This is a genomic window from Pseudomonas nitroreducens, from assembly GCF_010994165.1.
In the GTDB taxonomy this organism is placed as follows: domain Bacteria; phylum Pseudomonadota; class Gammaproteobacteria; order Pseudomonadales; family Pseudomonadaceae; genus Pseudomonas; species Pseudomonas nitroreducens.
In genome coordinates this window covers 427,650-442,301 of the sequence record NZ_WMBX01000002.1, presented here as the reverse complement: position 1 = coordinate 442,301, position 14,652 = coordinate 427,650, and the positions used below count along the sequence as shown (strand labels likewise).

The 14,652-nt window shown below is 66.6% G+C and carries 15 protein-coding genes; 7 read left to right on the top strand and 8 right to left on the bottom strand.

The features are described 5' to 3' along the window. The first annotated feature begins 24 nt into the window (after positions 1-24). From GJV37_RS09955 to GJV37_RS09935, 5 genes are all read left to right on the top strand, one after another. Positions 25-891, top strand: coding sequence for a pirin family protein (locus GJV37_RS09955; RefSeq protein ID WP_084357648.1), 867 nt, complete (start codon positions 25-27; stop codon positions 889-891). A gap of 147 nt (positions 892-1,038) precedes the next feature. After that, the gene (locus GJV37_RS09950; RefSeq protein WP_024762419.1) at positions 1,039-2,292 is read left to right on the top strand and encodes a sugar MFS transporter; all 1,254 of its coding nucleotides are present in this window, start codon (positions 1,039-1,041) and stop codon (positions 2,290-2,292) included. A 170-nt stretch (positions 2,293-2,462) separates the two neighbouring features. After that, complete coding sequence (locus GJV37_RS09945; protein WP_193452397.1) at positions 2,463-2,954, top strand: (2Fe-2S)-binding protein; 492 nt, start codon at positions 2,463-2,465, stop codon at positions 2,952-2,954. Next, entirely contained in the window at positions 2,951-5,188 is a 2,238-nt protein-coding gene (locus GJV37_RS09940; RefSeq protein ID WP_193452396.1) for a xanthine dehydrogenase family protein molybdopterin-binding subunit, read from the top strand. The genes GJV37_RS09945 and GJV37_RS09940 overlap by 4 nt, the downstream gene beginning before the upstream one ends. Further along, positions 5,185-6,465 carry a cytochrome c gene (locus GJV37_RS09935; protein ID WP_193452395.1) on the top strand — a complete coding sequence of 427 codons (1,281 nt, stop codon included), beginning with the start codon at positions 5,185-5,187 and terminating at the stop codon, positions 6,463-6,465. Before GJV37_RS09940 ends, GJV37_RS09935 begins: the two co-directional genes overlap by 4 nt. A 44-nt stretch (positions 6,466-6,509) precedes the next feature. Here the strand turns inward: GJV37_RS09935 and GJV37_RS09930 are convergent, their stop codons facing one another. The 5 genes from GJV37_RS09930 to GJV37_RS09910 form a co-directional block, all read right to left on the bottom strand. Then, complete coding sequence (locus GJV37_RS09930) at positions 6,510-7,241, bottom strand: dienelactone hydrolase family protein (RefSeq protein WP_193452394.1); 732 nt, start codon at positions 7,239-7,241, stop codon at positions 6,510-6,512. Positions 7,242-7,330: 89 nt separating this feature from the next. Then, on the bottom strand, positions 7,331-9,235 hold the full coding sequence (htpG, locus tag GJV37_RS09925) for a molecular chaperone HtpG (RefSeq protein ID WP_024762424.1): 1,905 nt from the start codon (positions 9,233-9,235) through the stop codon (positions 7,331-7,333). 119 nt (positions 9,236-9,354) lie between these two features. Continuing rightward, positions 9,355-10,599: an MFS transporter gene (locus GJV37_RS09920; protein ID WP_065084767.1), complete on the bottom strand. Its 1,245-nt coding sequence runs from the start codon at positions 10,597-10,599 to the stop codon at positions 9,355-9,357. Next, positions 10,600-11,046 (bottom strand): PaaI family thioesterase, encoded by a 447-nt coding sequence (locus GJV37_RS09915; protein ID WP_024762426.1) that lies wholly within the window; start codon positions 11,044-11,046, stop codon positions 10,600-10,602. Continuing rightward, positions 11,043-11,516 (bottom strand): PaaI family thioesterase, encoded by a 474-nt coding sequence (locus tag GJV37_RS09910; RefSeq protein WP_024762427.1) that lies wholly within the window; start codon positions 11,514-11,516, stop codon positions 11,043-11,045. Before GJV37_RS09910 ends, GJV37_RS09915 begins: the two co-directional genes overlap by 4 nt. A gap of 160 nt (positions 11,517-11,676) precedes the next feature. Here GJV37_RS09910 and GJV37_RS09905 point away from each other — a divergent pair, with 160 nt between their 5' ends. After that, on the top strand, positions 11,677-11,898 hold the full coding sequence (locus GJV37_RS09905) for a hypothetical protein (protein WP_024762428.1): 222 nt from the start codon (positions 11,677-11,679) through the stop codon (positions 11,896-11,898). 65 nt (positions 11,899-11,963) lie between these two features. Here the strand turns inward: GJV37_RS09905 and GJV37_RS09900 are convergent, their stop codons facing one another. From GJV37_RS09900 to GJV37_RS09890, 3 genes are all read right to left on the bottom strand, one after another. After that, positions 11,964-12,725, bottom strand: a complete 762-nt coding sequence (locus GJV37_RS09900) for a DUF599 domain-containing protein (protein WP_084357640.1) — start codon at positions 12,723-12,725, stop codon at positions 11,964-11,966. 185 nt (positions 12,726-12,910) lie between these two features. After that, positions 12,911-13,552 carry a DUF1109 domain-containing protein gene (locus GJV37_RS09895; RefSeq protein ID WP_193452393.1) on the bottom strand — a complete coding sequence of 214 codons (642 nt, stop codon included), beginning with the start codon at positions 13,550-13,552 and terminating at the stop codon, positions 12,911-12,913. Further along, the gene (locus GJV37_RS09890) at positions 13,539-14,129 is read right to left on the bottom strand and encodes a sigma-70 family RNA polymerase sigma factor (protein WP_193452392.1); all 591 of its coding nucleotides are present in this window, start codon (positions 14,127-14,129) and stop codon (positions 13,539-13,541) included. Before GJV37_RS09890 ends, GJV37_RS09895 begins: the two co-directional genes overlap by 14 nt. 233 nt (positions 14,130-14,362) lie before the next feature. Here GJV37_RS09890 and GJV37_RS09885 point away from each other — a divergent pair, with 233 nt between their 5' ends. After that, positions 14,363-14,650, top strand: a complete 288-nt coding sequence (locus GJV37_RS09885; protein WP_024762431.1) for a BufA1 family periplasmic bufferin-type metallophore — start codon at positions 14,363-14,365, stop codon at positions 14,648-14,650. Positions 14,651-14,652: the final 2 nt, after the last annotated feature.

Genomic DNA, 14,652 nt, shown 5'->3' with positions numbered 1-14,652 from the left:
TGGATCGGACCACTGGACATCATCATGAGCGACAGCCTGCTAGCCATCCGCCCGCGCGCCGAAGACGTCGAGGGCGTGCCCATCCTGCGGCCCCTGCCGTCTGCACAGCGGCGCAGCATCGGCCCCTTCGTATTCTTCGACCACATGCTCGAAAGCAGCTTCGCGCCGGAGCATGGCATGGACATCCGCCAGCACCCCCACATCGGCCTGTCCACCCTCACCTACCTGTTCGAGGGCCAGGTGCAGCACAAGGACAGTCTCGGCTCGGACCAGCGGGTACTGCCCGGCGACGTCAGCTGGATGACCGCCGGCCGCGGCGTCGCCCACGTCGAGCGAACCCCCGCCGACCTGCTGCACAGCGGCTCGCGCCTGCACGGCCTGCAGGTCTGGCTGGCTCTGCCGCGCGAGCTCGAGAGTTGCGAGCCCAGCTACAGCCACCACGCCAGCGCCAGCCTGCCGGAAAGCGACCACCTGGGCGTGCGCATCCGCATGATCGCCGGCACCGGCTTCTGCCTGGAGTCACCGGTGCCGGTGCACTCCAGAACGCTTTACGCCGACCTGCAACTCAATGCTGGCGCGACCCTGGTGATACCCGACGAACACCCCGAACGGGCGCTCTACCTCATCGAGGGAGAGGCCCTCCTGGACGACGAGCCCTTGTCACCGCATGAGCTGGTGGTGCTGCCCGAAGGTGAAACCTTCACCCTCAGTGCCTGTGGCGACTGCCATGCCGTGATCGTCGGCGGCGAGCCGCTGGATGGTCCGCGACGGATGAACTGGAACTTCGTCGCCAGCGACCCGGCACTGATCGACAACGCTCGTGCCCGCTGGGCCGCCCACGACTGGCCGACGGTGCCGGGTGAGCAGGAACGCATCGAGTTGCCGCGCTAGCCGAACAGAGAAACCTATCGGACATCGCCGCCGCGCTGTCGAACACCGGCGAATGCTTGAGGACTCGCGCGAAGGCCTGCTGTAGCATCGCGCGCCCTGAACCCTTGCCCCCGGCAAGCCCGTTACTTCTGGCCCGAGGAGTCCGCGATGGACCAGTCGACCGCCCAACGCCACACCAGCGCCCTCACCGTGCTGACCCTGCTGTTCTTCATGTGGGGCCTGATCACTTCGCTGAACGACATCCTCGTGCCGCACCTCAAGGCCGTCTTCACGCTGTCCTACGTGGAGGCCTCATTGGTGCAGTTCTGCTTCTTCGGCGCCTACTTCATCATGTCCTTCCCCGCCGGGCGGCTGGTGGAGAAGGTCGGCTACAAGAGCGGCATCATCGTCGGCCTGTCCACGGCCGGCCTCGGCTGCCTGCTGTTCTACCCGGCGGCCGGCTCGCAGTCCTATCCGTTCTTCCTCGCCGCGCTGTTCATCCTCGCCTCGGGCATCACCCTGCTGCAGGTTGCGGCCAACCCCTACGTGAATGTGCTCGGCCCCGCCGCCACCGCGGCCAGCCGGCTGAACCTGACCCAGGCGTTCAACTCCCTGGGCACGACGGTCGGCCCGCTGCTGGGTTCGGTGACCATCCTCGCCATCGGAGCCGGTGCCGCTTCGCAGATCGGTGGCTCCGCCGCCAGCGAAGCCGACTCGGTGAAGACGCCTTACCTGGTGCTGGCCGGGCTGCTGTTCGCCATCGCCGTGCTGATCGCCCTGTTCCGCCTGCCGAAGATCCATCACGGCGAACCCACCGATGGCGCGGCAGGCCGCCAGTCGATCCTCGCCCACCGGCACCTGGTGTTCGGGGTGATCGCGATCTTCTGCTACGTCGGCGCCGAAGTCTCCATCGGCAGCTACCTGGTGAGCCTGATGGGCCAGCCGGACATCGCCGGGCTGCCGGCGGAGCAGGCCGGCAAGTACCTGTCGTTCTACTGGGGTGGCGCCATGGTCGGTCGCTTCATCGGCAGCGCCCTGATGCGCGCGATCGCGCCGAACCGCCTGCTGGCCTTCAACGCCGTGGCCATCGCGGTGCTGATCGGCATAGCGCTGACCCTGGGCGGGCACGTGGCGATGTGGGCGCTGATCCTGATCGGCCTGTTCAATTCGATCATGTTCCCGACCATCTTCTCTCTCGCTCTGGAGGGCCTGGGCAACCTCACCAGCAAAGGCTCCGGCCTGCTCTGCATGGCCATCGTCGGCGGCGCGCTGATGCCGCTGGTGCAAGCCTTCTTCGCCGACCGTATCGGCCTGCTGCCCTCCTTTGCCGTGCCGCTGGTGTGCTACCTGTACATCATCTGGTTCGGTGCGCGCGGCTATCGTGCCGACCAATCAGCCTCCGCCCCTGCCGGTACCCCCTGAAACCACACTGCGACGGGGCGCGGTGTCCGCGCCCTTTCACCTGATTCCTACAGGCCTATCGGCCCCCTCGCCCTAGCTGGCGTCAGCTCGTTCCCGAAGACTGCCTTCCGTTTCCCTCCGCCGACCCTCTTCGGCGCAAGGGACCGATTTCCCCGGAAGGAGCACACCCCGTGGCTGACCCCCTCTCGCTGGTCGTCAATGGCCAGCCCCGGCACCTCGCCGTGACCGCCGATACGCCGCTGCTGTACGTCCTGCGCAACGACCTGCAGCTCAATGGCCCCAAGTTCGGCTGCGGCCTGGGCGAGTGCGGCGCCTGTACCGTGCATCTCGACGGCATCGCCACCCGCTCCTGCGTCACGCCGGTCTCCGCGGCTGTGGGGCGCCAGGTCACCACCCTGGAAGGTCTCGGCACACTGGATGCCCCGCACCCGGTCCAGCAGGCCTTCATCGACGAGCAGGCGGCGCAGTGCGGTTACTGCAGCAACGGCATGATCATGACCAGCGCAGCCCTGCTCGCCCGCAACGGCTCGCCCAGCGACGAGGAGATCCGCCAGGAACTGGCCTATAACCTATGCCGCTGCGGTACCCACGTGCAGATCCTCAGTGCCGTGCGCAGGGCCGCCGAGCGAATCGGCAACCGCGGCCAGGAAAACCCGGCATGAGCCTGCTCGGCCGCCGTGAGTTCCTGAAGGCCGGCGCGGCCCTGCTGGTCAGCACTCAACTGCCTGACCCATTGCTGGCGCAAAGCGCCGATGGCGTGTTGACCCTCGACGAGGTCGACAGCTTCATTGCCATCGCCGGCAACGGCACCGTCACCGCTGCCTGCGGCCATGTCGACCTCGGCACCGGCATACGCACTGCCCTGACCCAGATAGTCGCCGAGGAGCTGAACGTCGACCTGCAGCAGATCACCCTGCTGCTGGGTGACACCCGCTACACGCCCGACCAGGGGCCGACCATCGCCAGTTCGACCCTCCAGGTCAGCGCCATTCCGCTGCGCCGGGCAGCCGCCGAGGCAAGGGAGTTCCTGATGCAGCGCGCGGCGCAACACCTCCGGGTCGACATTCGCCAGCTCGACTGCGCCGGCGGGGCAATCTTCGTCAGAGGCAAACCCACCCGCAGTATCGGCTACGGCGAACTGCTGCGTGGCGAGCGCTTCGAACTGAAGGTCGATGCCAGCGCGCCGCTCAAGGCCCACAGCGATTACCGCGTGGTCGGCCGCTCGGTGCCCCGCCTGGACATCCCGGCCAAGGTCACGGGCGGGCTGACCTACGTACACGACATGCGCCTGCCGGGCATGCTCCATGGCCGCGTGGTGCGGCCGCCCTACACCGGTGCGGATGTCAGCGCGCCGCTGGGCAGAAGCCGGGCGGAAGTGGATGAGCAGTCCGTAGCCCACCTGCCCGGTTTTGTCCGGCTGGTGATAATAGGTGACTTCATCGGCGTGGTAGCCGAGCGCGAAGAGCAGGCGATCCACATTGCCCGCCAGCTGAAAGTACGCTGGAAGCACTGGAGCGGCCTGCCACCCCTGGGCCTGGACGAACTGGAATCCACCCTGCGCGCCCATCCCAAGCAGCCACGCATGCTCCAGGACGACACGCAGATGGATGCCGCGCTGGCGCAGCTCCACCGTCCCCTGCAGCGCACCTACGTCTGGCCCTATCAGCAGCACGCCTCCATCGGCCCATCCTGCGCGCTCGCGCACTTCGAGGATGGCCTAATGAAGGTCTGGTCGGGCAGCCAGAACCCCCACGACCTGCGTGCCGACCTGGCGACCTTGCTGGGCATGCAGCCGGAACAGGTCGAGGTCATCCGGATGGAAGCGTCGGGCTGCTATGGCCGCAACTGCGCCGACGACGTGAGCGCCGATGCCGCGCTGCTCGCCCTGGCCGTCGGCCGACCGGTGCGCGTGCAACTGATGCGCGAACAGGAACACGGCTGGGAGCCCAAGGGTTCGGCGCAACTGATCGAAGTCCGCGGCGGGCTGGATGAGAACGGCGACGTGGCGGCGTACGACTTCTCAACCTGCTACCCCTCCAATAACGCGGCCAACCTGGCCCTGCTGCTCACCTCGCGGGTGGACGCCAAGCCCCAGATAACCCAGATGGGCGATCGCACCGCCGTCCCGCAATACGCCTTTGCGCACATGCGGGTGGTCTGCAACGACGCAGCCCCCATCGTTCGCGCCTCGTGGATGCGCGGCGTATCGGCACTGCCCAACGTCTTCGCCCATGAGTCCTACATCGACGAACTGGCGCAGATGGCCGGCGCCGACCCCATCGAATTCCGCCTGCGCTACCTGCATGACGAACGTGCCATAGCGCTGATCAACGCGCTGGCCACCGCCGCCCAGTGGCAGCCGCGCGTCTCGCCCAACCCGCGGGCACGCCAAGGCAACCTGCTGGTCGGCCGCGGCTTCGCCTACGCGCGCTACTTCCACAGTACCTTCCCAGGATTCGGTGCGGCCTGGGCGGCGTGGATAGTCGACGTCGAGGTCGAGCCGCACACCGGCGCCGTCCGCGTGACCGAGGTCCACGTGGCGCAGGACTGCGGGCAGATGGTGAATCCCGACGGGGTACGCCACCAGGTCCACGGCAACGTGATCCAGGCCACCAGCCGTGCACTGATGGAGTGCTCGACCTTCGACCGCAGCGGTGTCACCAGCCTGGAATGGGGTGGCTACCCGATCCTCGGATTCCCCCAGGTGCCCAGGATCACCGCGCTGCTGCTCGACCGCCCCGGTACACCGCCGCTGGGGGCCGGCGAATCTGCCTCGGTACCCAGCGCCGCCGCCATCGCCAATGCCCTGCACGACGCGACCGGCGTGCGCTTCACCCGCCCGCCGTTCACGCCAGAACGGGTACTGGCTGCCCTGAACGAGAAACAACCCAAATGAAAAACCACTCCCCGGGCGTCATCGCAGCGCTGGCCGCATCAAGCCTGGTAGCGCTGGCCATTACCTGGAAAGGGAGCATTGCACCAGCCGACCCGCCGGCCGTCGACAGCTTCGGTGCCGAGTCCATTGCCCGCGGGCAGAAACTGGCGGCCCTGGGCGACTGCGCCACCTGCCACACCCGTGAAGGTGGCGTGCCGCTGAGCGGTGGCCGTGCGATGGCCACACCGTTCGGCACGCTCTACACCAGCAACCTCACCCCGGACCGCGATACCGGGCTGGGCAGCTGGTCCTTCGAGGCCTTCGAGCGAGCGATGCGCGAAGGTGTCTCGCGGGAGGGCGACTACCTCTACCCGGCCTTCCCCTACACCGCCTTCACCCGCATTGGCGACGAAGACCTGCGCGACCTCTACGCCTATCTGATGAGCCGGCCGCCGGTGAAGGCGCAGCCCAGGGCCAACCGCCTGCGCTTCCCCTACAGCCAGCGCAGGCTGATGGCCACCTGGAACCTGCTGTATTTCGACCAGGGCCGCTTCCAGCCTCAGCCGCAGCGCGATGCTGCCTGGAACCGCGGCGCCTATCTGGTGGAGGGGCTCGGCCACTGCAGCGCCTGCCATTCACCGCGCAACGCACTGGGCGCCGAGCGTGCCGGCAAGCAACGCTTCACCGGTGCGACAGTGGACGGCTGGCAGGCGCCCCCTCTCGACGGCAGCGGCCAGACGGCGATTCCCTGGACCCAGGCGACGTTGTACGACTATCTGCGCAACGGCTTCTCGCGCTACCACGGCGGCGCCGCCGGCCCCATGGCAGCGGTAGCTGCAGGCCTTGCGCAGCAACCGGACGCGGACCTGCAAGCCATGGCGCGCTACCTCGCGAGCCTCCGGCCGGAACAGCCCGTCGACTTCTCGCCACAGAAGCAGGCGAGCGAGTTGGAAGAGCGTACCTACGGCACCCTGCAACCGGTCAGCGGTACTGGCGCCAGGCTATTCAATGGCGCCTGCATGGCCTGCCACCATGACGGCGACAGCCCGAAGCTCAATGGCGTGCGGCCGTCACTGGCGGTGAGCAACAAACTCTATGCGGCCACGCCGGACAATCTGCTGAGGGTGATCCTGGATGGCATCGGCGAACCCGCCCGACCGGAGCTGGGCTACATGCCGGCGTTCCGTCACAGCCTCAACGACGAACAGATTGTCGCGCTGGCGCGCTTCCTGCGGGAGGACTTCGCCGGCCTGCCAGCCTGGCCGGACCTCGAATTCAAGGTCGCCAAGCTGCGCTGAGCCCGACGTGGGGGAGCGGCGCGACCGCCCTCCCCCCGATGCCGTCAGGCGCCGAAGCGCTCCTCCAGCAGGTCGAACATCGCGGCGAAGGCACGGCGCGCCACCTTGGCGTCGTACTGCATCTTGCCGGGAATCTGCGCGTGCGGGTCGGTGAAGGAATGCGCGGCGCCGCCGTAGCTGGTCAGGGTCCAGTCCACCCCGGCATCGATCATTTCCTTGGCGAAACCGCTGAGCTGCTCGCGCGGCACGAACGGGTCGACAGCGCCGTCGAGGACCAGTACCGATCCCTTGATGTTCTGCGCATCGGCCGGGTTCGGCGTATCCAGGGTGCCGTGGAAGGACACCGCAGCCGCCAGCGGCGCGCCGTCACGGGCCAGCTCCAGGGAGCAGCAGCCGCCGAAGCAGAAGCCGAAGGTGGCCAGCTTCGCGGTATCCAGCGGCGCCTTGTCGGCCTGTTCCAGCAGGGTCTTCAGCGAAAGCTGCATGCGCTTGCGCAGCAATGCACGGTCGTTCTTCAGCGGCATCATGGCGGCGCCGGCCTGTTCCGTGCCATTGGGGCGCACATCCTTGCCGTAGAGATCGGCCACCAGCACCACATAGCCGCGCTCAGCGACCTTGCGGGCGATATCCACTGCGCCCTGGCTGACGCCCATCCAGTTCGGCGCCATCAGCAGGCCGGGACGCGGCGCGTTGCTGGCGGCATCGAATACCAGTTGGCCTTCGAAGGACACGCCATCGAGGCTGTAGGCGACAGGTTGCACGCTGATCTGGCTCATTCGGGAAGTCCCCTTTCGCTTGTCGGTGTAGTTGATCGAGTACTGGAAAAACACAAAGCCCGCCGAAGCGGGCTTTGGGCTGGTTCAGCTTAGGCGGAAAGTTCCACCAGCAGCTTGTTCAGGCGGCGCACGTAGGCGGCCGGGTCCTTCAGGCTGTCCCCCGCGGCCAGGGCGGCCTGGTCGAAGAGGATGTGGGTCAGTTCGCCGAAGCGGTCTTCGTCGGCTTCCGCGTCGAGCTTCTCGATCAGCGGGTGGGCCGGGTTGAACTCGAAGATCGGCTTGGCTTCCGGCACCTTCTGCCCGCTGGCCTCGAGGATCTGGCGCATCTGCAGGCCCAGGTCCTGCTCGCCGATGGCGAGGATCGCCGGCGAGTCGGTCAGGCGGTGGGAGACACGCACCTCGGCGACTTCATCGCCCAGTGCGGCTTTCAGGCGCTCGGCCAGGCCTTCCTTGGCCTTGGCGATCTCTTCCTGAGCCTTCTTGTCCTCTTCCGAGTCCAGGCTGCCCAGGTCCAGGTCGCCACGGGCGACGTCGACCAGTTGCTTGCCGTCGAATTCCGGCAGGTAGCTCATCAGCCACTCGTCGATGCGGTCGGTGAGCAGCAGCACTTCGATGCCTTTCTTGCGGAAGACTTCCAGGTGCGGGCTGTTCTTCACCTGGGCGAAGCTCTCGCCGGTGAGGTAGTAGATCTTGTCCTGGCCTTCCTTCAGGCGGCCGATGTAGTCGGCCAGGGAAACGCTCTGCTCGCCGCTCTCGTCGCTGGTGGAAGAGAAGCGCAGCAGGCCGGCGATCTTGTCCTTGTTGGCGAAGTCCTCGGCGGGGCCTTCCTTGAGCACCTGGCCGAAGTTCTTCCAGAAGCCCTTGTAGGCCTCGGCGTCATTGCTGGCGAGTTTTTCCAGCATGTCCAGGGAGCGCTTGGTCAGCGCGGACTTCATCGAATCGACGATGGGGCCGGACTGCAGGATCTCGCGGGAGACGTTCAGCGACAGGTCGTTGGAATCCACCACGCCCTTGATGAAGCGCAGGTACAGCGGCAGGAACTGGTCGGCCTGGTCCATGATGAACACGCGCTGCACGTACAGCTTGAGGCCGCGCGGGGCCTCGCGGTGGTACAGGTCGAACGGCGCGCGGGCCGGGACGTACAGCAGCGAGGTGTACTCGAGCTTGCCCTCGACCTTGTTGTGGCTCCAGGTCAGCGGGTTCTCGAAGTCATGGGCGATGTGCTTGTAGAACTCCTGGTATTCCTCGTCCTTCACCTCGGTGCGCGGACGGGTCCACAGGGCGCTGGCACGGTTGACCACTTCCCACTCGGTTTCAGCCGGCTTGTCGGCCTCTTCCCCGTGGTGCTCCTTCGGCAACTCGATGGGCAGCGCGATGTGGTCGGAGTATTTCTTGATGATGTTGCGCAGGCGCCAGCCGTCGGCGAACTCGTCCTCGCCGTCCTTCAGGTGCAGGACGATGCGCGTGCCGCGCTCGGCTTTCTCGATGGTGGCAACTTCGAACTCGCCCTCGCCCCTGGACGACCAGTGCACGCCTTCGCTGGCCGGTGCACCGGCACGGCGGCTGAACACATCGACCTGGTCGGCGACGATGAAGGCACTGTAGAAGCCCACGCCGAACTGGCCGATCAGGTGGGAATCCTTCTTCTGGTCACCGGAGAGGTTCTTCAGGAAGTCGGCGGTACCGGACTTGGCGATGGTGCCCAGGTGCGCGATCACTTCCTCGCGGCTCATGCCGATGCCGTTGTCTTCGAGGGTGACGGTCTTGGCGTCCTTGTCGAAGCTCACACGGATCTTCAGCTCGGCGCCGCCTTCGAGCAGCTCGGGCTTGGCCAGGGCCTCGAAACGCAGCTTGTCGGCCGCGTCGGAGGCGTTGGAAATCAGTTCGCGAAGGAAGATTTCCTTGTTCGAATACAGGGAGTGAATCATCAGGTGAAGCAGCTGCTTCACTTCGGTCTGGAAGCCCAGTGTTTCTTTTTGAGTCTCCGCGCTCATCGTTTCTCGCTCCGAGGGTGACAAATGCCGCGTCGTGCGGCCGATGTCAGCGAGATGGGGGCTTCCCGAACCAATTCAAGGGGTTGGAGAAAATTCGCCGGCAAATGACCGGCGAAAGGTCAGCGCGCCGGCAGTTCGATGTCGGTCACTTCGCTGGGACGCAGCGTGTAGCTCGCCTCGCCCGGGCCATCGATGACCTGGCGGATGACGATGCGGCCGTCGACATCGAGGCCGACGAAGACGCCCTCGGCAACCCGGCCGCGCTCGGTGGTCACGCGCATGCTGCGGTTGACGTAGCGCTGCGGTGCGGACAGCAGGCGCTCGATGGCCAGGCGACCGCTTTCCGGCGCCTGCGGCACAGGGGCACTGGATTTCGCCGGCGTGGCGGCCGCAAGGGGGGCAGCAGCGACGTTCGACGCCTTCATCCGCGGGTAGCGGTCGTCCCGCACACCCCAGCCGCGCGTGGGGGTCTTCTCCAGCGTGACCTGCAGGTCCTGCGGCGCGCCGCCAACCTCGACGGTCAGTGCAACCTCCTGGGAGGCTCGCTGGGTATCCAGGGCAGGCATGCGGGTGACGGCGACATCACGACGCGCAAAGCGGCGCTGCAGGTAGTCCTGCAGTACATAACGCAAGGTATCGCGGGAGTCGAAGCGGGTATCCACCTCGCCATCGCGATAGCGCAGGCGGTCGGTGAAGACTTCGATGGTGCCCGAAAGCGTGGTCTGCATCTGGGCCGGCAGCACCAGGTGGAAGGCGCCTTCCAGGCGGTTGGGAGCCTTCGGCGTCAGGTCCAGGTGCAGGCTGTAGCCACGCTGCAGACGGACCGCTTCGGGCAGGTCCTGGCCTGGCGCGAGCCAGCTGACTTCGATTTCCGGCAGGCGTCCCTTGTCGTCGGGCAGCACGTCCAACCTGAGCGGGCCGCTGACCGGCGCAGCCAGGCGCACCTGGATTTCGCGGTGAGCGTAGAAGTCCTGGCCTTCGCGCAGGCTGAGCACACCGTCGATGAACTCGGCCTGTTCGGGCACGAAGGGCTGGCCATTCAGCTCCCCGCGCAGGTTGATCGCCAGTTCAGGCTTGGCGACCGCCTCGGGCTTGAGCCACTCCAGGCGGAGGATGGCCTCCAGGCGCGCACTGTCGCGGCTGGCCAGCATCGTCAGGCCGACCACCAGCGGAATGCAGCCCAGGGCCCCGAGGGCCACGGCGCTGCGGGCCAGGCGCCAGTGGATCAGGACGAACAGCACGGCCAGCGGCGGCAACAGGCTGGCAAGCCCCCAGAACAGGCTGCGCTCGAACGCGCGGGCAATCAGCCAGACGTACCCCGCGAGGATCAGCAGCAGGCCGAGCAGGATCAGCAGCGTATCCATTCAGGCGCCATCGACCTTGAAGTGCGCGCGAGCGGTGGCGATGGGTTCGGTGCGAGTGGTCTGCCAGGCGGTAATGGCGACGTTCGCCACGCGCCGGCCCTGGCGCCAGACCTGGCACTGCGCGTAGGTATCGCGGAAGTGCCCGGCGCGCAGGTAGTCGATGGAGAAGTCAATGATCTTGGGCATGTGCGGGATGCCCATGAACATCAGCAAATGCAGCAGCGCCGAGTGCTCCATGAAACCGGCGATCACCCCGCCATGCAGGGCCGGCAGCGTGGGGTTGCCGATGTTGTCCGGGTTGGCCGGCAGGTGGAAGATCGCATCGTCGCCCAGGCGCAGGCAGCGGATGCCGAGCAGCCGGGCATAGGGGATCGCGTCGATCAGCGGGTCGTAGTCCTTGCTCTCGTGCGCGGCGCGCACCATGGCCTCGATGTTCACCGTGGTCATCCCTGGCCCCCATCGACGTCGCGCTTCACCGAGCCGGCGGATACCGCCTTACCCATGCGCATGAAGGTCCCGACCACATGGGCGATGGGTTCGCTGGGGTCGTCCTGATAGGCATAGCCACGGGTGAAGATGATGTTCGGGGTGACCCGGTAGCACTCGGCGAACCCGTAGACATCCTTGTGCGGCTGCGCCGGGTGCATGTAGTCGATACGCAGGTCCAGGGTCGGGCAGATCTCGAACTGCGGCAGCACGCAGACGGTGGAAATGCCGCAGGTGGTGTCCATCAGCGTGGTGATGGCGCCGCCATGAATCACGCCGGTTTCCGGGTTGCCGACAATGGCCTCGCTGTAGGGAAGCCGCAGGGTCAGGCCGGAGGCGTCTGCCGCATGCGCGCTGATGCCCAGCAACTGGCAGTGACGCAGCGCCGAAAGGAAGCGTTGGGCGCGCTCCAGGAGTGGGTTTTCGGACATGGGAGGGTCGACCGATTGACTGCACGGGGCCGCATCATACCCCGGTCGTTGTCACTCCTGCAGTGATGGAATACAGGGGCGCAGGAATATTCATTGAACTAATTCACACAAGCCTGGTTCAAAGGGCTAACACCAGGAAAGCCGCACATGGAGGCTCCGCATGAAAAAAACCCTTCCCTTCGCTCTGCTGATCGTTGCAGGTCTGGGCCTTGCCGCCTGCGACAAGAAAGAAGAGCCGAAAGCGCCGCCGGCACCGGCCGCGACCGAGCAGCCGGCTACTCCGGCGCCGACCACTCCACCGGCACCTGAAGCCTCCCCGGCCACTCCGGCTGCCCCGGCCACTGCGCCGCAGGAGCCCGCCGGCGACGAGCAGAAACAGTAAGTCGCTTGCGCTGCACAAGACAAGGCCCGCATTTTGCGGGCCTTGTCGTTTCTGCCGTTTGCCGCTCAGCCGCTGGGAGGAATGTCGTTGTCCCGTGGCGCGTCGCTCTGGGGCGTCGGCGTGTAGACCATCACATGGAGCACGCTGGAGTGGAATTCACGCTGGTACAGCACGCCCACTACACCCGCCGTCACCAGCATGAAGATCCAGGGGTTGATGAACCAGGCCAGCATCGCCAGGCCGAAGTAGTAGGTGCGCAGGCCCTGGTTGAACTGGTGCGCCGCCAGCGACACCACGCGTGCCGCGCGCTCGGCGAAGGATTTGCGCTCCAGCTCGCCGACGTTGCGCTCCCCCACCATGGGCGCCGAACCGATCAGCACCGCCGCGAAGTTGTATTGGCGCATGCACCAGCTGAAGGTGAAGAAGGCATAGACGAATACCACCGCCAGGCACAGCAGCTTCAGCTCTGAAAGCCCGCGAGTGGGCGGCGTCACGAAAGGCAGGTCGGCGAGCACCGATATCGTGCGCTCGGCCGAGCCCAGCAGGGTGAGGATACCGGCCAGGATGATCAGGGTGCTGGAAGCGAAGAACGAGGCGTTGCGCTCCAGGTTGCCGATCACGCTGGCGTCCGCCACGCGGTTGTCGCGCAGCAGCACGCGACGCATCCAGTCCTGGCGGTAGAGATGCAACACGCTGGCCAGGCACGCGGTGTCGCGGGCCTTGGTCTTGGCGTAGCGGGTGTAGCCGATCCAGCAGAAGAGGAACCAGAGGATGGCAAGCAGGTTCCAGAAATACTGGATGTCGAACAGGTCGACGACGTCGGTCATGGATTTCCTTGCGATTGGAGACGGAATGAAGTCGGTACGCAGCCGATAGACGCCAGTTTATCCCGCCAGGACACGCGCCCCCTGCGCAGGCTTACCGGTATGTGGCGCATGTCCGGGCGCGGGGGCCGCCGGGCGTTCACAAGCCTTCGCAGCCGCGCCCGGTGGGCGTGTTGCCCGGCACGCCCCTACCAGCGCAACAGGCGCGGCCCCAGGGTCAGGCCCAGCAGCGTAGGCAGGAGCATGCCGAGCAGGTACCACACGCCCCAGAAGGGAATGCCCATCTCCGGGCAGTGCAGGCAGTACGCCAGGGTCGAGGTAGCCCCGGCGAGCAGACCGCCAGCAGCACCGGCCAGGCGCAGCCGGGTGGGCGCCAACCCACGCAGCGCCCAGAAGACGGCGATGAATGTGGGTATCGAGAGCAACGCAATGTTCAGCGGGCAGGTGCGCCAGGTCTTGCCCAGTATCAGCCCGGCGCGCGCTTCGGCAGGCACCGCGGCCAGCTCCACCGCGCCACCCAGCCACACCAGCAGCACCGGCAGCCCGAGCAGCAGCCACGCAGCACCGCCCTTGACCCCCGGCCGCGCCAGGCGGCTGCTCAACCCGTACGCGATCAGCGCCAGGCTGCCGGGCAGCGCGACCTTGGCCCAGAACAGCGGAGTCCGCGCGACGTCAGCGAGGTCCGCGCGCACCCCATAGAGCGCGGCCATCAGCAGTATCGCGCCCAGGCCGCCGCCCAGCAGGGCCAGAGCAAAGCGCTTGCCCAGCGCTCGCCGATCGACCGCGCTTTCGCCGGCAGCCAGCAGATCGATCAGTTCATTGGTCTTCATCGCTTCGCAACCCTCGGATCATATTCGCCAGGGCCTTCAGCCCGCGGTGGATGCCGACCTTCACGGCGGAACTGGAAAGCCCGGTCAGGTTTGCCGTTTCCTCTACAGACAACCCTTCCAGCTTCACATGGACGATCGGCAGGCGCTGCTTGTCCGGCAACTGCTGCAGCAGTTTGCCCAGATCGCGGCTGGCCTGCGCCGGCTGGTCGTCCTCGGTGGCGAACAGCTCGCCCTCATCGCCGTCCAGCGGATCATGCAGCGCCTCGCGACGGGCAAAAGCGCGGAAATGGTCAGCCAGCTTGTAGCGCGCAATCGCCTGCACCCAGGCCGTCAGTGGCTGTTCTGCGCGATAGGTGTGGCGGGCGTTGTGCACGGCCAGCAGGACTTCCTGCACCAGGTCCTCCACCTCGCCGGGGCGCTGCGCCAGACGGCGGCGCAGGAACGCGCGCAAGTGCGGGCCAAGGGCGGCGAGGAACTCGCGGTAGGCCACCGCGTCACCGGACATGCCCTGCATCAGCAGTGTCTGAAGCTGCGCTTCGCGCGCGATCAACACGTCCTGGCTGGTAGTTCGTTGCATCGACCGTCCTGGTTACAGCGCGCAAGGAAAATCTTCCCGAGTCTGCCCCACACTTGCTGGCAGATCGCCGGCCCGCAGAAAAAACAGGCAGCTGTTCAATACCTTAGGGCCGCCCCAGGGAAATCTCAAAAAAATCTTCAGGCGGCTGTAACCGGATCACCACTCCCGGCGAACTACTCGACAAGCCGCCGGAAGTCTCTGTGCGGCCCCACCACCCAACGGGAGACCGCACCATGAAAAACCTCACCCTCGCCACCGCCGCCCTTGCCCTTGCCGCCCTTGCCGGGAACGCGCTGGCCGACGACATGAATACCAAGGCCAGCACGGGCGCGGCCATGGAGAAATGCTACGGCGTGGCCCTGGCCGGCAAGAACGACTGCAAGGCCGGCGCCGGCACCACCTGCGCAGGCAGCGCCAAGAAGGACTACGACGGCATGCACTGGAAGAACGTCCCGGCCGGCACCTGCGCCTCGATCAAGACGCCGCACGGCATGGGCTCGCTGACCCCGATGAAGTCCTGAGT